This window comes from Terrimonas ferruginea DSM 30193 (assembly GCF_000425585.1).
Classification (GTDB): domain Bacteria; phylum Bacteroidota; class Bacteroidia; order Chitinophagales; family Chitinophagaceae; genus Terrimonas; species Terrimonas ferruginea.
Map to the genome: position 1 here is coordinate 1 of NZ_KE384399.1, position 20,683 is coordinate 20,683.

Here is a 20,683-nt window from a genome sequence, read left to right on the forward strand (position 1 = left end):
CCAGCAATAAGCACAAATACAAGGTCAATCGTACTAATACATTAGCCATCGTCAAATATCACTTGCATGTAATGGTGGTCAAAGGAATGGTTGTTCCATGTCTGAAAGCGATCGACAGTATACTGCTGAAAACAAAGGAAATTATCCGGCCAGCAAGACGCTTCCCCCGGAAACACCTCAAAAAAAAACCGCCAAACTCAAACTATAAACACCTCTAAAGCCTTAAGGAAACGACATTGAATGGTCAATGGTGAATAGTGAATATGGCTGTATAACCTTATACCCTACACCTTACACCTTACGCCTTACCCCTTAAGCCTTCTGCCTTAAAAAGAAAGGACCCGCTTCCGCAGATCCTTAAAAAACTTAATACTTATAACTTATTACTTAAAAATTATAACCTCCCTCAATACGCCCACTTCACCAGGGTGGCACCCCAGGTAAATCCGCCTCCGAAAGCAGCGAGCACGATATTGTCGCCTTTCTTCAGTTGTTTTTCCCATTCCCACAGGCAAAGCGGGATAGTGGCGGCTGTGGTATTGCCATATTTCTGGATGTTGATCATGACTTTTTCCTTGGGCAGACCGATGCGGTTGGCCGTGGCATCGATGATGCGCAGGTTGGCCTGGTGCGGCACCAGCCAGGAAATGTCATCGCCGGTTAGATTATTACGTTCGAGCAGTTCGGCGCTGATATCGGCCATGCCTTTTACGGCGAATTTGAATACAGCCTGGCCTTCCTGGTATACGTAGTGTTCGCGGTTGGCGACTGTTTCTGCAGAAGCGGGATAAGCGGAACCACCGGCTTTCATGCGCAGGTACTGGCAACCGCTGCCGTCGCTGCGGAGCAGGCTGTCCTGTATACCAAGTCCTTCTTCATTGGGTTCGAGCAGTACGGCACCGGCACCGTCGCCAAAAATGATGCAGGTGGTGCGGTCGGTGTAGTCGATGATCGCGCTCATTTTATCGGCGCCCACCACCACTACTTTTTTATAACGGCCACTCTCGATAAGTGAAGTGCCTACTGTTAATGTATAAAGAAAGCCCGAGCAGGCGGCCGATACGTCGAAGCCCCAGGCATTGCGTGCACCTATTTTATCACATACGATGTTGGCAGTGGCGGGAAACACCATGTCCGGCGTTACCGTGCCTACGATCAGGCAATCGATCTCCATCGGATCGATACCACGTTTTTCACAAAGCTGCTTTACAGCCGGAACGATCATTTCCGAAATACCTTTTCCTTCTCCTTTCAGGATGCGCCGCTCTTCGATACCCGTACGGCTACGGATCCATTCATCGGTCGTGTCCACTATTTTCTCCAGGTCGAAATTGGTGAGTTTGTCTTCCGGAACATAACCGCTTACTGCAGTGATAGCGGCCGTGATTTTTTTGCTCATCGTAGTACTTGATTTTCAATAAAAGCAGTCAAAGGTAAGGAAGAACCTGTTACAACAGGAACAACAGGTGTTCGGAAAACCGGCCGGGGCAAACAGGTTGCCGTTCCGGACAGCGGTCCGCATTTTTGGCGGTGCTTTTCCCTTATTTTCGCACCCATGATCGCTTACCTGAAAGGAGATTTTGTGCACCTGACCCCGGCTTCGCTCGTGGTTGACATCCAGGGTGTCGGTTATGAAGTGCTGATCAGCCTGCATACCTATTCCCAGATCCAGGGAAAAGACAAGGGTTTGCTGCATACTCATCTGTTAATCAGGGAAGATGCGCATATTTTGTTCGGTTTTGCCGAGCTTCGGGAAAAGGAAATGTTCCAGATGCTGATAGCTGTTTCCGGCATCGGTGCATCTACTGCCCGGGTTATGTTGTCGTATATGAAACCTGAGGAACTGGCCGGCGCCATTGCTTCCGGTGACAGCAAGACCCTGGAAGGCATTAAGGGCATCGGGAAAAAAACAGCCGAACGGGTAGTGCTGGAACTCCGGGACAAACTGAGCAAACATCCGCTGGAAACAAATATTTCTCCGGTGAAAAACAATAGTTTGCGCCACGATGCGTTAAATGCTCTGGCTGCGCTTGGTATTAACCGTCCGGCGGCCGAACAGGCGCTGCAGAAAGTGATGGCGGGAGAGCCGGAATTGCCGCTGGAAGACCTGATCAAGAAAGTCCTTCGTATCCTCTGAAGCCAACCTATTCCTGGAAACTAATTGATTGTGGAGAAAAAACATTGAACCTGAACACTGCTCATATTTTCCGCACGGTGGTTTTTGCCGTATTTCTGCTTGCCTGTACCCACCAGGCTGCCGCGCGTTATGAACATCGCGGCTTCATCCCCCTTGCCGATACCACACGTCCCGATACCTTGCGCTACCCGCTGCAGGACCGCTACGGTGATCCCTATACCAACCGCAACAACAACTATTTCGACCTCAGCGATACGGCTTTTATCAAACGCCGCATCGAATACGATCCGGTGACGAAGCAATACTACATGACCGAAAAGATCGGCAGCCAGTATTACCGCACACCCACCACTTTTTCCCAGGAAGAATTTTTACGCCTGCAGGGGCAACAGGACGAACGTGATTATTTCCGTAAACGCTCCGAACTCCTCACCGACATGAACCGCCGCCGGTTCAAGCCCAAATTCAATGTAAAGAACGACTGGTTCAACCGCATCATCGGTACCGGGAAAATCGATATCCGCCCTTCGGGATACGTGGATATCCTCGCGGGCTATATGGGACAAAATATCAAAAACCCCACACTGCCCGAACGTGCGCGCCGCAACGGAGGTTTTGATTTCAACATGAACGCCCAACTGCAGGTAGACGCCAATATCGGCGATAAACTCCGTTTGCCGATCAGCTACAACACCATGGCCAACTTTGAGTTTGAGAACCAGCTCAACCTCAACTACCAGGGCAAGGACGACGAGATCATCAAACAATTCCAGTTGGGTAACGTGAACTTTACGTCGAAAGGAACACTTATTCCAAGTGTGCAATCCCTTTTTGGTGTGAAGACGCAGGCCCAGTTCGGTAAATTATTCGTGACCGGTGTGCTCGCCAATCAACGTGCGCAACGTCAGTCGATGCAGTTACAGGGCGGTACCGCTTCCCAACTTTTCTCCCTCAAGGCAGATGATTACGAAGAGAACCGCCACTTCCTGATGGCGCATTATTTCCGTAATAATTATAATACGGCCATGAGCCGCCTGCCGGTAGTAACCTCCAACATACAGATTCTTCGGGTGGAAGTGTGGGTAACCAACCGCACCGGCATACCAACCGATACCCGTGATATTGTGGCATTCATGGACCTTGGCGAAGGCAATCCGTTTACCGGCCCTCCGGGCAACCCGAACGCATTGCCCAACAACAACGCCAACCAGCTTTACGCCAATATCACAAGCAACCCCAACTACCGCAACTCCACCCAGATCCAAAGCGTGCTCACCGGTACCTTCGGACTTACACCGGTTCAGGACTTCGAAAAAACATTCGCCCGCAAACTGCAGTCCACCGAATACTACTTCAACCCGCAAATAGGTTTCCTTTCACTGAATCAGCCCTTACAGGCCGACGAAGTATTGGGTATCGCTTACCAATACACTTATAATGGTAAAGTATACCAGGTAGGTGAATTCTCGCAGGACGTGCCGCCGGATTCCACGGCCAATTCCCAGAAAGTACTTTTCCTGAAATTGCTGAAAGCAACTTCTCAAAGGACTAATCTTCCTATCTGGGACCTGATGATGAAAAACGTTTATTCCGTTGGGTATGGCCAGCTCGAACGCCAGGACTTTACGCTCGATGTATTATATGAAGAGCCGAGCCTCGGAGAAAAGCGTTACCTGCCGCCCACAGATGTATTGCCTCAATACGAGGGGCAACCGATTATTTCCTTATTGAACCTCGACCGGCTGAACAACCAGAACGACCCGCAACCGGATGGTAAGTTTGACTATATCGAAGGATTCACCGTTATTCCGACCATGAGCCGGATCGTATTCCCCGTACTCGAACCATTCGGGCGCGACCTCGAATACGTATACGGCACGCAGACCCTGCGCGACAAATACATTTATTATCCGCTTTACGATACCATCAAGGCTATTGCACAAACCTATGCCAACCTCAACCGTTTTAAAATAAACGGCCGCTCCAAAACAACCTCGGCAGGTGGCGGAGCCGGCGAATACCAGCTTGGTTTCAACATTCCGCGTGGGTCGGTAACCGTAACTGCCGGCGGACAAATATTGCAGGAAAATGTGGACTATGAGATCAACTACGATCTCGGCACCCTGCGGGTGATCAACCAGTCGATCCTTACTTCCGGTGTGCCGGTTGATATACAATATGAAAACCAGGCAACCTTCGGCCTGCAACAAAAGAACTTCCTTGGATTGCGACTGGATTATATCGCCAATAAAAATCTTTCGATCGGTGGTACGATTGTAAGATTGAGTGAACGTCCGTTCTTCATCAAACAAGGTTATGGTGATGACCCGGTACGCAACACCATGTATGGCGTTGACCTGGATTACCGGAAAGACGTGCCGCGTGTAACAAAATTCCTGAACAAGCTACCTTTCTATAATAGTAATGCTACTTCTTCGCTCACAGCGTACGCAGAAGCGGCCGTGCTGAAACCCGGTCATGCCAAACAAATCGGCAAAGGCAATGAAGGCGTGATCTATATCGACGACTTTGAAGGTACCCGTTCCAATATTGATCTGCGTTTCCCCATCATCAACTGGACGATGGCTTCCGTACCGCAGATGTTCCCCGAGTCTTCACTGAACAACGACCTCGCTTCCGGGTACAACCGCGCAAAAATTGCCTGGTACAATATTGAACCGGTATTGCAGGAAAAAAATAATCCAAACAACCCGCTGGCCAATAACCTCGATGAACTTTCCAAACCGGAAACACGGCAGGTATTGCAGCGCGAAATATTTCCGAACCGCAGCGTTGACTTCGGACAGGGATTGCTGAATACATTCGACGTGGCATTCTATCCCGGTCAGAAAGGGCCTTACAACTTTGAAACACGCCCCGGCCGTATCGACGGTAACAACCGCCTGATCAACCGTACACAGGCATGGGGAGGTTTGATGCGCAACATCGACCAGATCGACTTTGAGACCAACAATATTGAATACATCGAGTTCTGGATGCAGGATCCGTTTATTTCCAATCCTTCCAGCGCCGGAGGCCAGCTTTATTTTAACCTCGGTAATATTTCAGAAGACGTATTGAAGGATGGAAAACGTCAGTATGAAAATGGTTTGCCCACGCCAACCAATCCTGATGTGCGCGTTGACGACAACACCGTTTGGGGTAAAGTGCCGGCCAACCCGATGCAGGTAACCAATGCCTTCAACATCAACCCTGAAGACCGTGCTTTCCAGGACGTAGGTTTCGACGGCCTTACCGATGATGAAGAGCGTGCAAAATTTGCGGCTTACCTGAGCAGTCTTCCGGCCGGTGCCGCTGCTGCTGCACAGGAAGATCCTTCCGGAGATAATTTCAAACCTTATCGTGATGCCTCTTACGATGCGGCAGGTGCAGGTATCCTCGAGCGTTACCGCAGCATCAACAACCCGCATGGCAACTCGCCGATCGCTACCGGCAACAGCCAGTTCATCAACGCCTTTACACAATATCCCGATGCGGAAGAACTGAACCGCGACAACACGCTCAATGAAGTGGAAGAATATTTCCAGTATAAAGTAGATATCAAGCCTTTCATGACAGCGGGCACCAACTTCATCACCGACGTACGCAGCGTGACCGTGCCACTGGCCAACGGTACCAACCGCCAGGAAACATGGTACCTCTTCCGTATCCCGGTTTCTTCTTTCGAAAGTAAAGTCGGTAATATTCCCGACTTCAAATCGATCCGTTTCATCCGCATGTTCGCTACCGGCTTTAACGACGACCAGGTAGTGATGCGTTTTGGTAAGCTGGAATTGGTGCGCAACCAATGGCGTAAGTTCCAATACCAGATTGATCAATCGGGCAACTTCGTTAACCTGCCGACCAACGACCCGGCTCAGGTAAATACATTGGCAGTTAACCTCGAAGAGAACGATCAGCGTCAGCCGATCCGCTACGTAATGCCTCCCGGCATCGACCGTCAGCAGCAACTGTCCAATAACAACGTACAATTGTTCCTCAACGAACAGGCGCTGAGCCTTCAGCTTTGCAACCTGTTGCAGGGCGAAACACGTGGTGTATTTAAAAACATGAACCTCGATATGCGCCAGTACGGTAAACTACGCATGTTCATTCACGCGGAAGGCCGTAACCCCGGTGGTGGCACAGGCTCTGATCCACTGCGTGACAATGACCTTACTGCCGTGGTTCGTCTCGGTAACGACCTGCAAGGCAACTACTACGAAATACGCGTTCCGCTCAAGAAAACACCTTTCGGTGCCACAGACAGCCTTGCTATCTGGCCGGAAGCCAATAACCTCGACTTCGACCTGGATGAACTGACGCAGTTGAAAATGCGACGCAACGCGCAGGGAGCCAGCTCATCTGTTTACTACCGCGAAACGAATACAGACAATGGCCGTTCATACGCCATCATCGGTAACCCCAACCTGGGCGAAGTAAGATCGATGCTGCTGTCCGTTGAAAACACCAACCAGGAAGTGGCATGTGGTGAAGTATGGTTCAATGAACTACGCTTCTCCAATCTTGATGAAAAAGGAGGATGGGCCGCATTAGGCCGTGTTGATCTGAGGCTGGCCGACCTCGGTAATATCAGCCTGTCCGGCGCCGCGCGCAGTAAAGGATGGGGAACCCTAGAGCAAAGAGTAAATGAACGAAGCCGCGAAGACGTTTATAATTTCGACCTCGCTGCCAATATTGATGCAGGAAAACTGATTCCGAAAAAATTCGGCATGCAGATCCCAGTATACGCAGCTTTAAGCCGCACCGTCAGCACACCGGAATACGATCCGTTTGATCTCGATATTAAATACAAAGACAAGCTGAACGCCGCGCCCGATAACACCAAGGATTCGCTGCGCAACCAGGCACAGGATGTTGTGACAATAAAGACATTGAATTTTACCAATGTCAAAAAATTGAAGATCGATGGCAAACGTCCGAAAATCTGGAGCGCTTCCAACTTCGATGTCACGTATTCTTATATCAGCATGCAGCACCATAGCCCGCTGATCGAGCAGGAAGAAATGCGCAGAACACGTGCGGCATTGGGCTACAACTATGCACCGCAACCGCGGTTTATAGAACCGTTTAAGAAATTGGTGAAGTCTACTTCAAGATGGCTGGCATTTATCAAAGACTTTAACATCAACTATGTGCCTTCGCAGTTGAGTTTTCGTGCAGATGTGTTCCGTCAGTTCGGTGCAGTAAGACCGCGCAATATCGGCGGTGGTCCTTATAAGATACCGGAGACCTACGACAAGTATTTTACATTCGACCGTTATTATATCCTGCAATGGAGCTTCACACGATCACTGGTATTCGATTATACGGCTACCAACTTCGCGCGCGTGGATGAACCATTCGGACGTATCGACACCGGTCCCAAAAAAGATTCCGTAAGATCGAACCTCTACAAAGGCGGACGTAATACCAACTTTACACAACAGGCTACCTTAAGTTATACATTGCCTACGCAGAAGCTGCCGTTCCTCGACTGGACACAAATACGTGCGAGTTATACGGCGAGCTACAACTGGCTGGCAGGATCGCTGCTGGCAACACAGTATGGCAATGACCTGGGTAATACCATTTCCAATACCCAGACCAAAAACCTGAATGCCGAACTGAACTTCGAACAACTGTATAGCAAATCAAGGTTCCTGCGTGCAGTAGCCATGGATGCACAGCCACGTCCGAAGAATAATACCAACAACAATAATAATCAGGGACGGAATAATAATGCCAACCAGCCTGCCGTGCCGCAGGTCGACAATGGCGCATTGCCCGATTCTGTTGTGGCAAAAATGACACGCAAGGAGCGCAAAAAATACAAACGTGATCTCCGCCGCAAAGCGAGAGAACAACGCCGCCGCGACCGCGAAGCAAGACGTAATCAGCCGATGGAGATCAGCGGCTTCGCCCGTACCGGTGGCCGCGTGCTCACTGCCCTGAAAACCGTGAGCCTGCAATACACGGAAGACATGGGTACTACACTGCCGGGTTACATGGACAGTACACAGGTGCTCGGTACCAATTTGCGAAACGGTAATCCGGGTCTTGGTTTCATATTCGGCGGGCAACCCGACACGAGCTGGATCAACCGGTTCGGTAATAAAGGATTGCTGTCGACCGATACCATGATGTCGGCCATGATCCAGCAGCGGTACAACCAGCGGATGAGCCTGAAAGCGCAGATAAGTCCGATCCGCGATCTGACCATCGACCTGAACCTCGATAAAACATTCAGCAAACAATACTCTGAGCTTTACAAAGACACGAGCAAAGTAGACAACGTGGGACTCACCCGGTTGAATCCTTATGCGGCGGGTAGCTTCAGCGTAAGTTATATATCGTACCAGACGATGTTCCAGAAGTTTGATCCGAACAAAGTATCGGAAACTTTCCGGCAATTCGAGGACAACAGGTTGATACTGTCGAACCGCCTGAAAGGGCTGAACCCTTATGCTTCGGGAGCTGGTCAGGATGCAGATGGCTACTGGGAAGGTTATGGACGATATGCGCAGGATGTGGTAATACCGGCGTTCCTCGCGGCATACACCAAAAAAGATCCGAATTCCATCAGCCTCATTAAGAACGACAACCCCAACATGCGCTCGAATCCGTTCAGAGGCATATTGCCGCGCCCCAACTGGACAATCACTTACAATGGCTTATCGCGCATGCCGGGACTGGATAAATTGTTCAGCAACGTAACGCTGCGTCACGGATATCACAGCACGCTTGGCATGAACAGCTTCAACACGGCGCTGTTGTTTGCCGACAGGTTCCGCATTGGCTTCCCTGAATTCAGAGATCAGAATGGCAACTATATCCCTTACTTCCTGGTACCGAATATTACCATCCAGGAATCATTCGATCCGCTGATCGAAATCGATGTAACGTTTACCAACCAACTTGGTACAAGATTCGAATACCGCAAAACCCGGACCTTGAGCCTTAGCCTGATCGACTACCAGTTGGCGGAAAACCGTTCAACGGAAGTAACCTTCGGATTCAACTGGCGGAAAAAAGGCATGCCGCTGATCAAAAATATCAAGATCGGCAAGAATGGAATGAAGCTGGACAATGACGTGACGTTCCGTTTCGATTTCAGCCTGCGCGATGATGCCACGGCTAACAGCAAACTGGATCAGGATCAGGCTTTTGGTACAGCCGGACAGAAAGTGATCCGTATTGCGCCGTCTATTGATTATGTGTTGAATAACCGCATCAGCCTTAAACTGTATTACGAACAAAACCGCAATATTCCGAAAATCAGTAATGCCTTCCCGATCACGAATACCAGGGGAGGACTACAGATCAGGGTATCTCTTGCGCAGTAACAGAAGCCCCGGAAGTGAAATATTTCCGGGGTTTTATCTATGGGTAACCATTTATTTTGTACTTTGCTTCCCGGTTAGCGTTTTGCAATGGCTGACCAGGTTAAGCAAAAAGAACTGACAGGTCCCGTCTGTTGCCTTGTTCCGATTAGCTGGTAAAAGCCTGTTCTTGCAGGTATCCGGTATTATCCTACTCCAAAAATCACTAATGCATATCCACTGATGAACTGTCAAGCAACGCTTTGGCTGACAAAGCTGTGCTGTATTGATTCATAACCCGGAACTCCGGAAACGAACATACCATGCAGACCATCAAACTCGGCGTGATCGGTTATGGCTATTGGGGCCCTAACATTGTCCGCAATTTTTTCGCTGCTTCCAACTGTGAAGTAAAACTGGTAGCAGACCCACGGCCGCAACGCCTGGATTTACTGGCCCGTAACTTTCCATCAATCGAACGTACCACCCGTGTCGACGATGTGTTTTCCAGCCCGGATATCGATGCTGTTGTGATCGCAACACCCGTGTTCACGCATTATGAGCTGGCAAAAAAAGCGCTGCTCGAAGGCAAACACGTGCTGGTGGAAAAACCGATGACCGCTTCTGTTGCTGAAGCACAGGATCTCATTAATCTCGCGGCACAGAAAGGGCTGACACTGATGGTGGATCATACTTTTCTCTATACCGGGGCCGTGCAGAAAATGAAAGAACTGATCGACTCGCAGGTGATCGGCTTACCACGGTACTTCGACTCTACACGTATCAACCTGGGATTGTTCCAGCCCGATATCAATGTGCTGTGGGACCTTGCCCCGCACGACCTCTCTATTCTTACGTATCTTGTTACTGATAAGCCCTGCAGCATCAATGCCACCGGTATCTCGCATACCGGCAACAACATTGAGAACATCGCTTACATGACGGTCAACTATCAATCCGATTTTATTGCGCACTTCAACTGTTCATGGACATCACCCGTGAAAGTGCGCTCCACACTGATCGGTGGGGATAAAAAAATGATCGTGTACAATGACCTCGAACCGTCTGAGAAAGTGCGCGTGTACGATACCGGTTATAACATGAAAACGGAAGAAGACCGCAAACATATCATGGTCGACTACCGCACCGGCGACGTATACATTCCAAAGCTGTCGGGCCAGGAAGCACTCGCCGGCGTGGCCAATGATTTTATACAATCCATCCTCGGACAGGTGGAACCGCTGGCCAACGCAAGATTGGGACTGCAGGTAGTACAGATACTGGAAGCATCGCAGGAATCGATCCGGCAAAACGGAAAAGAAATTAAACTCGCTCATTGCTGAGCATAAGCTGAATATGGAAACGGTAACCATCAATACACCCAGGCAAAGCCTGAACAACGTGACGATAGGGGAAGGCGTAAAGATCTTCGACTTTGTGAACGCATACGGATGCACCATCGGCGACGGAAGCAAGGTCGGCGCATTTGTTGAAATACAAAAAGGCGTCACCATCGGAAGCAATTGCAAAATATCCTCCCACACGTTTATCTGTGAAGGAGTACATATCGCCGACCGCGTATTCGTGGGACATGGCGTGATGTTTACCAATGATCTGTTTCCGCGAGCCACACGTCCCGACGGGCAACCGCAGACAGCAGACGATTGGCAGTTGGTTGAAACGCATATCGAAGAAGGGGTTTCGATCGGCAGCAATGCCACGATCATTTGTGGCATCACCATCGGCGCACATGCCATGATCGGAGCCGGTGCCGTTGTAACGAAAGACATTCCGCCCTATGGCGTAGCGATCGGCAATCCGGCGCGCGTCATCAAAACCATAAACCCAGAGTAATGCAAGCTGTTATTCCATGCCTCGATCTCAAACGCCAGCATCAGCAACTGAAGCAGGAGATTTTTGCGGCATTTGAAGAAGTATATGAACAAACGGCTTTTTCCGGCGGACAATTCGCCGAAGCCTTTGAAAAAGATTTTGCTGCTTTTTGTCATACCGCGCATGCAGTGGCGGTCAACAACGGAACCTCGGCTTTGCATCTGGCGATGCTGGCGCTCAAGATCGGTGCCGGTGATGAAGTGATCATTCCTGCCAATACTTTTATTGCTACGGCCTGGGGCGTATCGTATACCGGCGCAACGCCTGTATTCATCGACTGCGATCCGTTTACCTGGGAAATAGACCCGGCAAAAGTGGAAGAGAAAATAACACCGCGTACCAAAGCGATTGTGGGCGTGCATCTGTATGGTCAGCCATTTGATGTGGACGCGATCCGCAACATCTGCGACAAACACGATTTGTTTTTGCTCGAAGATGCGGCACAGGCACAAGGCGCCGTGTACAAAGGGCAGCCTGTAGGAGGTTTCGGGGAAATGGCCTGCTTTAGTTTTTACCCCGGTAAAAATCTCGGCGCAACCGGCGAAGCCGGCGGCATTACCACCAACAAAGAGGAATACTATCAACGTTTGCTCAGCCTGCGCAACCACGGGTCGGTGGTGCGTTATTACCATGAAGAATTAGGATTCAACATGCGCATGGGCGGCTTGGAAGCGGCATCGCTCCGGATTAAATTACGCTACCTGCCGTCCTGGAATCAGCGTCGTCAGGCCATTGCGAAACGCTATCAGCAGGAAATAAAAAATGAAGCGGTGCAAATGCAGCAACAACCGGAAGGACATGTGTCGGTGTATCATTTGTTCGTAGTCACCACCGCCGATCGTGACGGGTTGATGAATTACCTGAAGACGGAACATATTCATCCCGGTTTGCATTATCCCGTATCCTGTCATTTGCAGCAGGCCTATGCACACCTGAATTACCGGCCGGGCGATTGCCCGCACGCAGAATATCTCGCGGCGCATTGCCTGTCGCTTCCGATGTATCCGGAGATGACAGACGAAGAAGTAGACCGTGTTATCCATGTAATGAATGCCTATCGTGCATGAAAGAACAGTTGATCATATTTCCTTACAACGGCAATGCGCTCGAAGCACTGGATTGCATCGATGAAAGCCGTTATGAATTGCTGGGCTTTATCGACGACGATCCGCAAAAGCGTAACAAGGCCACCGGTGTAAAAATCTGTGAACGCGATGTATTGCAGCAATATCCGGCTGCGCGCGTGCTGGCCGTTCCCGGAAGCCCGCTTACGTATAAACACCGTGCGGAGGCAATCGCTTCCCTGGGCATACCAGCGGAACGTTTTGTTTCCATCATTCATCCATCTGCAAAGATTGGAAGGGCTGTAAGGATCGGTACCAATTGCCTGATCATGGCGGGTGTGGTATTGACCAGCAACGCGGTGATCGGTGATCATGTTTGTATGCTTCCCAATACCGTTGTTCATCACGACGCTGTTGTCGGTGACTACAGCCTGATCGGCAGTAATGTTACGATAGCTGGCGGAGTAACCATTGGCCGCAACTGTTATATCGGCAGCGGCACAGGGGTAAGAAATGGTTTAACGATAGGAGCAGGTGCATTGGTAGGATTAGGCAGTGTGGTGGTGCGTGATGTGGCACCAGGCGATACCGTAGCCGGCAATCCCGCCAGAATTTTTAAAAAGCAGTAATATGCCTACACAACCGGATATCACCATTATTATTCCTTTTCTGAATGAAGAGGAAAATATCGCGCGGCTTGCCGGTGAACTCAACCGGTTTGCGGATGCGCAGCCGCAACTGCGTTTTGAAATATTACTGGTCAACGACGGTTCTGCCGATCATTCGGTAGAAATGATCCGTAGTACGGCATTTCCCCTGCGTACCCGGCTCATCAGCCTTTCACAGAATTATGGTTCGCATGCTGCTCTGCGTGCAGGCATCTTACATGCAACCGGCGATTATATTACCTTCTTATACGCCGACCTGCAGGATCCGCCGGAGAATATTCTCACGATGTATGACAAGGCAATCAATGGCACAGATATAGTTTGGGCGCACCGTGCGGGCACACAAAACGGATGGTTTGAACAACGTTTCTCGCGCTGGTATGCAGGATTGATGCAGCGCTATGTCAATAAACGGTACCCCTTGAAAGGATTTGATATCGTGTTGTTCAACCGGAAGGTGGGTGAAGCAGTCAATAAACATGCAGAAGCGCATTCCTCTGTTTTTTTACAAATCCTCAATGCCGGTTTCCGGCAGGATCATATCGAATACCAGAAGCTGAGCCGCAAGGCGGGTAAGTCTAAATGGACATTGGCAAAAAAGATCAAACTGCTGGTGGATTCATTCGTGTCGTTTTCCTATGCACCGATTCGCCTGGTGTCCTATATGGGCATCCTCTTTTTTATTGTAGGTGTGTTATGGACGCTTTACCTGGTAACGAGAAAGATAGTGGCGGATGACCTTGCCAGCGGCTGGCCGATGCTGATGTCGATACTGCTGGTAGGATTTGGCATTACCAATATTTCCCTGGGCATTATTGCCGAGTATTTATGGCGCACGCTCGATGCCAGCCGCCGCCGTCCCGTGTTCCTGATCGATGCGGTGGAAGACCTGGGGGAAGTCAAAAGTCAAAATTCAAAACCGGAACGAATGAGCCAATAATGAATCGTCAGGAAGGCAATAAGTCAATGAGGTAATAGGTGAATGAATGAGTCGGTGACTGAGTCTCTCGATCGTCCATAAAAAGCCATGGCTGTTTTACTTATAACTTACAACTTATCACTTAAAACTTATAACGGCCGTTCCGTTATCAAAACATAAAAATGAGTCAGACAATAAAAAATAAAGTAATTCTTGTAACCGGCGGTGCCGGTTTTATCGGCTCGTATGTGGTGGAAGAATTGCTGCAACGTGGTCCGGCCAAAGTGATCATCATCGATAATTTTATCCGGGGCAGTAAAGCCAATATGGAAAAATTTGCCACTCATCCGGCGGTGGAGTTTCACCTGGGCGATATCCGCGATACGGCATTATTGGATAAATGTCTTACAGGTTGTGACTATGTATTTCACATGGCGGCACTGCGTATCAATGCCTGCGCTGCTAATCCGCGCGATGGGTTTGAAGTAATGATCCAGGCAACGTTTGAACTGGCGGAACTGTGTGTAAAACATAAGATTAAAAAAGTCATTTATAGCTCGAGTGCCTCTGTATACGGATTGGCTACTCATTTTCCCACACCCGAAACGGATCCTCCTTACCATAACCAGACCTTTTATGGCGGAGCGAAAATGTGGGGAGAGCAACTATGGAGAAGTTATAAATTCATGTACGGTCTCGATTATGTAGCGCTTCGTTACTTCAATGCCTACGGCCCGCGCATGGATACGGATGGAAAATATACGGAAGTAATGATCAAGTGGCTGGATTGCATTCGCGACAAACGTGCTCCATTGATCTACGGCGATGGTGGCACTACCATGGATTTTGTTTATGTAAAAGATATTGCACGCGCCAACATAGCGGCCCTCGAAGCGGAGGTAACAGACGAAGCCTTCAATATCGGCAACAGTGTGGAAACAAGCCTCGCCGGGTTGCTGGATATTTTGCTGAAAGTAAATAACGCCGATCTCCAACCCGAATTCCGCGAAGAGAGTACGGTGAACCCGGTCCGCCGCCGCCTTGCCGATATTACCAAAGCACGTCAATTGCTCAACTTCGAACCACAGGTTGATTTGGAAGAAGGCATGAAGGAGTTGAGTGAATGGTATTTTGGTAAAACAGCCATTAATGTGTAGATGTGTAAATGTGCTGCCTTTGGCAGATGTGAAAATGAGAGACAAAAGACACATTTACACATGGCCCCGCTGAAGGCGGGCACATTTTCACATCACGCAGATACTACGGCTTAAACCATTTGCCTTTACACCTATAACTTATTACCTAAAACCTATAACTCACATGATTCCCATCGCCAAGCCATATCTCACTGAAGCGGAAGCACAGGCTGCTTATGATACCATCCTCACGGGATGGATTACGCAGGGACCGAAGGTGGCTGCATTTGAAGAAGCTTTTGCAGCTTATACGGGTGCAAAGCATGCAGTAGCGGTATCCAATTGTACAACAGCGCTGCACCTTGCCATGATCGTTGCCGGAGTGAGCGAAGGAGACGAAGTGATCTGCCCTTCGATGAGTTATATCGCTACTGCAAATGCAATACGGTATGTAGGGGCGCATCCGGTGTTTGCCGAGATTGATCCGGTTACTTATAATCTTGATGTAAAGGACACGGAAAAAAGAATTACTTCACGCACCAGGGCGATCCTGCTGGTGCATCAGATAGGGTTGCCGGCAGACATCGATGCTTTTCAGCAACTGGCACAAAAACACGGACTGGTGTTGATCGAAGATGCGGCCTGTGCCGCTGGTTCTGCTTATAAAGGCGGACGCATCGGCAGTCATTCTTCACTCGTTTGTTTTTCTTTTCATCCGAGAAAAGTGATCTCTACAGGTGATGGCGGCATGATCACTACCGATAACCCGGCGTATGCACAACGTTTGAAATTATTGCGGCAGCATGGCATGTCGGTCAACGATCGCGTAAGGCATGAGTCTGCTAAAATCATTTTTGAAGAACACCTGGAGTTGGGCTATAATTACCGGATGACGGATATCCAGGCGGCGGTAGGTATTTGCCAGCTTCAACGCCTGGATGCCATTGTGGAAGAACGCCGCAAGATCGCTTACCGCTATCATGAAGCACTTGCGGATATTCCTGGCATCCGTTTGCCCCTGGAACCGGAAGGGTATTTCTCCAATTATCAGTCTTACAGTGTTCGCTTGCTGGATGATTGTGCAATACCAAGAAATGAATTGATGCAGCAGTTGCTGGATGAAGGAATTTCTTCGAGACGCGGGATCATGACATCGCATCGTGAGCGCGCTTATCTTCCTGCGTACGCGGATGTCTCATTACCGGTATCGGAAGTCGCTTCGGATAATAGCATTATACTGCCGCTGTATGTGCCGATGAAAGAAGAAGATATTGAAAAGGTGATTGCCGTATTCAGAAGGCTGTTGCTGCCCGCCTGATCATTCAGGGATTTACATTACCGTTTTTTATCTGCGCACCGGGAGGAATGTTTTTGCGGAACAACATTACGTAGCCGCAAAGTCCCTTCTTTTTCTTTTTGTTAACCTGCACGGGTTTCATCATATGAAATTCCGAGAATTGCGGGATATAAGAGTAGGAGATGATGTTGCCATCGATATCAGCCCATTTGTTTTGTTTGAAAACCACCTGGCGTTCGCGCCAGTCGAACATGCGCACTTCGTACAAGCGTGATGTTTGGTCGCCTACAAAAACAAACTGGTACCAGCTGCCTTGTGTCAGGGGCACCACCACGGGCATCTCATAGTCGCTTTCCATGGTAATAGAAGCTTCTTTGAGCAGAATGAAACCATCGTTTGTATAGAAGGATTTGATGCTGTCGACCTGGCGATTCATGTTAGAATCTTCGCAGGACTGAATACGGATGCGTTCCTGTGCAAAGGAGGAAATACTGAGCAATATCAGGACGGTTACGAGGTAGCTTTTCATTAGTTTCTAGACGGCTTTAATAGGATTTGGAATCTGCTATAAAGATAATACAAAAAACGAATCTTTATAAACGGCATTGTGGTGGTGCACTGAGATTCTGGCTCCTTTTTGCTCCATTTAGGCAATATTTAAGCCAAAAAGGCCGGATTTCCGGCCTTTTTAAGTGTTTTTATTTAGCGGTTAAAGTTTTCTGTCTACATAAAAACTATTGGCCTGCCGGAGACAGGTCATGGTAATATCATTGATACAAACGTGTGGCGGCAGGGTGGTGCAATAGTGAACCGTATTTGCCACGTCCTCCGCCGTCAGCGGTTCGATGCCTTCATACACTTTACGCGCTGCCGACTCATCGCCTTTAAAACGCACGGATGAAAATTCTGTATCTGCCGCGCCCGGGTTGACGGCCGTTACTTTGATGCCGTGCCGCAACAGATCGATGCGCATGCCCTGGTTCAGCGCGTCGACCGCAAATTTTGTGGCACAGTATACATTCCCTTTTTCATATACTTCCTTACCTGAAATGGAACCCAGGTTAATGATATGGCCTTTACCCCGCGGGATCATCAATGCGGAAACCGCTTTTGCTACATACAGAAAACCTTTCACATTGGTATCGATCATGGTGTTCCAGTCTTCTACCTGCGCTTCATCAAAATAATCCCTTCCCAACGCAAGGCCGGCATTGTTCACCAGCACATCTATTGCCCGCCATTCCGCGCTTAAGCTTTCCACGGCTTCAAATACCGCCTGCTGATCGCGTACATCAAAGAGAAGGGGTAATGCCGTGATGCCAAAACGGTCTTCGAGTGAATTGCATACTTCTTTCAGGCGGTCTTTCCTGCGCCCGGTAAGAATGAGATGATGCCCGGTAGCGGCAAATTTTTCTGCACAGGCTTTACCAAAACCGGACGTAGCTCCGGTGATCATTACTATCATAGCGTTGTAAGTAGTAAGTATTAAGTTATAAGTAATAAGTTATGGATAACAGGGTGTTTATTGACGATTCACGATTCACGATTGACCATTCACCATTCACCTATCGTATCAGCGTCACCGTTCCTTTCAATGTAATATTCTTTCCGGTATAATCCACGGCGCCAACCATCCACACAAAGACGTTGCTGCCCTGCAGCGCGCCATTGATGCGTCCATCCCAGCCATGGCCATTGGTAGTAGTGGAGAAAACCATCTGTCCCCAACGATTATATACACGGAAATATTTAATTTCTTTTACGCCTACCGCAATCGGACGCACCACATCATTGAGGCCATCACCATTTGGTGTGAAACCCGTTGGCACAAATACATACGGATTGGTTTTGAAGACGGTCACTTTTACAAACGATGAATCAACACAGCCAATATCGTTGAATACTAATACGCGATAACGAATGCTGTCGATATTGGCCGGATACACCCCGATCGGATTACCGATGGTGGTATTGTTCAATCCTGTTGCCGGACTCCAGCTATAGGTAACACCGCCCGTGGCGTTGAATTGTAAGGGTTGTCCCACTACTACCGCAGTGTCATTGCCGGCAAATGGAATTATTTTAGGTTTCACCGTGATCACTACCGTATCGCGGCCTGGCTTCGGACATCCCGATACATCATTGTAGGAAGTCAGTACATAGGGCCGCGGACCCGATCCTGCAGGATAAGCGGTTGGATTGAGCGTACCCGCATTCAACAATGTGGAGGTGGGCGACCAGGTAAAGCGTGTGCCGTCATGTGAACCATGCAGGAACGCCGGCGTAGCATAACAGATCGTGGTATCCGGACCGGCATTGACAACCGGGTAAGGAACGGCACGCACTGTAATGTTATCCGTAGCTGCGCAACTGCCGATGCGGGCAGTAACCTGGTAATTGGTCACCGGATTTACCGGCACTACAAAAGGATCCTGCACGGTGGGATCGAGGATCGTGGCGGCTGGCGTCCATGTGTAACGCAGACCGTCGGAGTTGGTTTGTATCTGCACGGTATCGGTCAGACAAATCGTGGTGTCCGGCATTACGGACAACGTAACGAAGTTTACCACGCGCACGCGTACAGAATCGGTATTGATGCATCCTGCCTGGTCGAGTTGTACATGGTAGGTAGTGGTAACAGGCGGATTAACCGTGGGCGTGGCTGTATTGGCATTTGTGATAAAGGTGTTTGGTGTCCAGCTGAAATTGCCACTGCCCGATGCCTGCAGTTGTACATTGTCGGGCACACAGATCAATGTGTCTTTAAATGCCAGTGTGATAGGTGGCTTATCGATGATGTCCACTTGTTTGATCAATGTGTCTACACATCCCTTGCTGTTGGTGACGATGAGGCGTACAGACTTGGTACCGATACCGGCATAGGTCCATTGCGAGTTTTGCGCACGCGAAGTATCTGCAATCGTGGTAAGGTCGCCGAAATCCCAACGCCAGGTGTCAACAACGCCATAGTTGGTGGTGGTGCGGTCGACGAATTGTACGGGGTTGGTGAGGCAAACCCCGTTGATATCAAATTCGGGGAAGAAGCCGGGATAAATTTTTACGATGCCTGTTGTTGAATCTGCGCAAAGGTCGCCGCGGTTGGAAACTACTTTGATGGTATAATCACCGGCCGCCGCATAAGTATGTGTAGGACTCATTGCAGTGGAGGTGGCACCGTCACCGAATTCCCAGTAGAGCGTGCGGATTTCGGGATTGGGATTGTTGATCACAAATGTGCGGCTGAATCCATCGCAGGTAACGGTATTGAGGTCGATAGCCGGCTTCGTGCTTTCGCAACTTTTTACTTTTATGTGCAGTTCTTTTCGTGACCGCGCGAAGATCACGCCGTTGCGGCTTTCGTTTACGCATACCGTTACCACAAATTCTCCCTGCTGGTTGAACGGCGGCGCGATGCCACTGATCAACCCGGTATTGGCATCGATGGTTACCTGCAATCCCAACGGTTGGGATCCGTTGTAACCATTGGCGTAGGGGACAATGTTGTAAGGCGGTGCGGCGGCAGGATTGGGTTCGGCGCTGGTGGGGCCTGTACCATTTCCCGGTCCTCCTCCCGACCATGCATCACAAAATTCATAGGTAAGCTGATCACCCAGCGTGGCCGCATCGGGATCGGTAGCCTGGAAGGAATATTCAAAATAGTTGCCCGCACAAACCACCACAGTATCATTCACATCAAACTGCGGGCTGTTATTGATAAAACCATTGGGAATAGTAGTAGTGCCCGGGATGCCGATGGCCCAGGTGTTGCCTACGTTGTCGGAGTTGCTTACGTTCATTACACCGGCAATCCGGCAGCAACGCTGGTAAGAGATCGTATAACCGTTCGGCAGGTTGGGCAGCTCGATGCTGGCCAGATCATATACTACTACCGTATAATAACACTCCCGCTGATCACCGGTAATACAAGGGTTATCGGAATCCTTGCGCAATTCATAACGGTTGGCGATAAAAACATCAGGAGAGGTTTGTATGAAGGCATTATTGCCGCCATTGAAAAAAGTGAATTTGATGGGATTGCTGACCTGCGCACTGCTCAGCGGCGGACATTGCATGTAAACGGTGAGCGTAATACGGTAACGGCTGGAGTTGGCAGATGAACCCGGGCCGAGGTATTGGTATGTAAAAAATCCTCCCTTAATGTGCGCTGCAATGGCAGGGGCAGTAAAGGCAAAACAAATAAGCAGTAAAACAAAAATCTTCTTCATCAATATTTCCGGCAACTTTAA

14 protein-coding genes are annotated in these 20,683 nt (G+C 49.4%); 10 read left to right on the forward strand and 4 right to left on the reverse strand.

Going from position 1 to position 20,683, the window contains the following annotated elements:
* Nucleotides 1-218: hypothetical protein (locus H608_RS24670; protein WP_038008624.1), on the forward strand; the 218-nt coding region annotated here is incomplete at its 5' end.
* A 188-nt stretch (nucleotides 219-406) separates the two neighbouring features.
* Here H608_RS24670 and H608_RS0114500 read toward each other — a convergent pair.
* Nucleotides 407-1,399, reverse strand: coding sequence for a beta-ketoacyl-ACP synthase III (locus H608_RS0114500; RefSeq protein ID WP_028788303.1), 993 nt, complete (start codon nucleotides 1,397-1,399; stop codon nucleotides 407-409).
* Between the two features lie 156 nt (nucleotides 1,400-1,555).
* Here H608_RS0114500 and ruvA point away from each other — a divergent pair, with 156 nt between their 5' ends.
* From ruvA to H608_RS0114545, 9 genes are all read left to right on the forward strand, one after another.
* A complete protein-coding gene (ruvA, locus tag H608_RS0114505) occupies nucleotides 1,556-2,137 on the forward strand; it encodes a Holliday junction branch migration protein RuvA (protein WP_028788304.1) in 582 nt (193 codons plus the stop codon).
* Nucleotides 2,138-2,181: 44 nt separating this feature from the next.
* Entirely contained in the window at nucleotides 2,182-9,483 is a 7,302-nt protein-coding gene (sov, locus tag H608_RS22515; protein ID WP_051268353.1) for a T9SS outer membrane translocon Sov/SprA, read from the forward strand.
* Nucleotides 9,484-9,782: 299 nt separating this feature from the next.
* Nucleotides 9,783-10,802, forward strand: coding sequence for a Gfo/Idh/MocA family protein (locus H608_RS0114515; RefSeq protein WP_038008626.1), 1,020 nt, complete (start codon nucleotides 9,783-9,785; stop codon nucleotides 10,800-10,802).
* Nucleotides 10,803-10,815: 13 nt separating this feature from the next.
* Complete coding sequence (locus H608_RS0114520; RefSeq protein ID WP_028788306.1) at nucleotides 10,816-11,313, forward strand: acyltransferase; 498 nt, start codon at nucleotides 10,816-10,818, stop codon at nucleotides 11,311-11,313.
* Nucleotides 11,313-12,419 carry a DegT/DnrJ/EryC1/StrS family aminotransferase gene (locus H608_RS0114525; protein WP_028788307.1) on the forward strand — a complete coding sequence of 369 codons (1,107 nt, stop codon included), beginning with the start codon at nucleotides 11,313-11,315 and terminating at the stop codon, nucleotides 12,417-12,419. Before H608_RS0114520 ends, H608_RS0114525 begins: the two co-directional genes overlap by 1 nt.
* Complete coding sequence (locus H608_RS0114530) at nucleotides 12,416-13,045, forward strand: acetyltransferase (protein ID WP_028788308.1); 630 nt, start codon at nucleotides 12,416-12,418, stop codon at nucleotides 13,043-13,045. Before H608_RS0114525 ends, H608_RS0114530 begins: the two co-directional genes overlap by 4 nt.
* A 1-nt stretch (nucleotide 13,046) precedes the next feature.
* Nucleotides 13,047-14,024, forward strand: a complete 978-nt coding sequence (locus H608_RS0114535) for a glycosyltransferase family 2 protein (protein ID WP_028788309.1) — start codon at nucleotides 13,047-13,049, stop codon at nucleotides 14,022-14,024.
* A 161-nt stretch (nucleotides 14,025-14,185) separates the two neighbouring features.
* Nucleotides 14,186-15,160, forward strand: coding sequence for an NAD-dependent epimerase/dehydratase family protein (locus H608_RS0114540; RefSeq protein WP_211227069.1), 975 nt, complete (start codon nucleotides 14,186-14,188; stop codon nucleotides 15,158-15,160).
* A 163-nt stretch (nucleotides 15,161-15,323) separates the two neighbouring features.
* Complete coding sequence (locus tag H608_RS0114545; protein WP_028788311.1) at nucleotides 15,324-16,457, forward strand: DegT/DnrJ/EryC1/StrS family aminotransferase; 1,134 nt, start codon at nucleotides 15,324-15,326, stop codon at nucleotides 16,455-16,457.
* Between the two features lie 4 nt (nucleotides 16,458-16,461).
* Here H608_RS0114545 and H608_RS0114550 read toward each other — a convergent pair whose 3' ends face one another.
* The 3 genes from H608_RS0114550 to H608_RS0114560 all read right to left on the reverse strand — a co-directional run bounded on the left by H608_RS0114550 (nucleotide 16,462) and on the right by H608_RS0114560 (nucleotide 20,662).
* Nucleotides 16,462-16,965 (reverse strand): hypothetical protein, encoded by a 504-nt coding sequence (locus tag H608_RS0114550; RefSeq protein ID WP_028788312.1) that lies wholly within the window; start codon nucleotides 16,963-16,965, stop codon nucleotides 16,462-16,464.
* Between the two features lie 180 nt (nucleotides 16,966-17,145).
* Entirely contained in the window at nucleotides 17,146-17,901 is a 756-nt protein-coding gene (locus H608_RS0114555; protein ID WP_051268354.1) for an SDR family NAD(P)-dependent oxidoreductase, read from the reverse strand.
* A gap of 100 nt (nucleotides 17,902-18,001) precedes the next feature.
* Nucleotides 18,002-20,662 (reverse strand): PKD domain-containing protein, encoded by a 2,661-nt coding sequence (locus tag H608_RS0114560; protein ID WP_155990187.1) that lies wholly within the window; start codon nucleotides 20,660-20,662, stop codon nucleotides 18,002-18,004.
* Nucleotides 20,663-20,683: the final 21 nt, after the last annotated feature.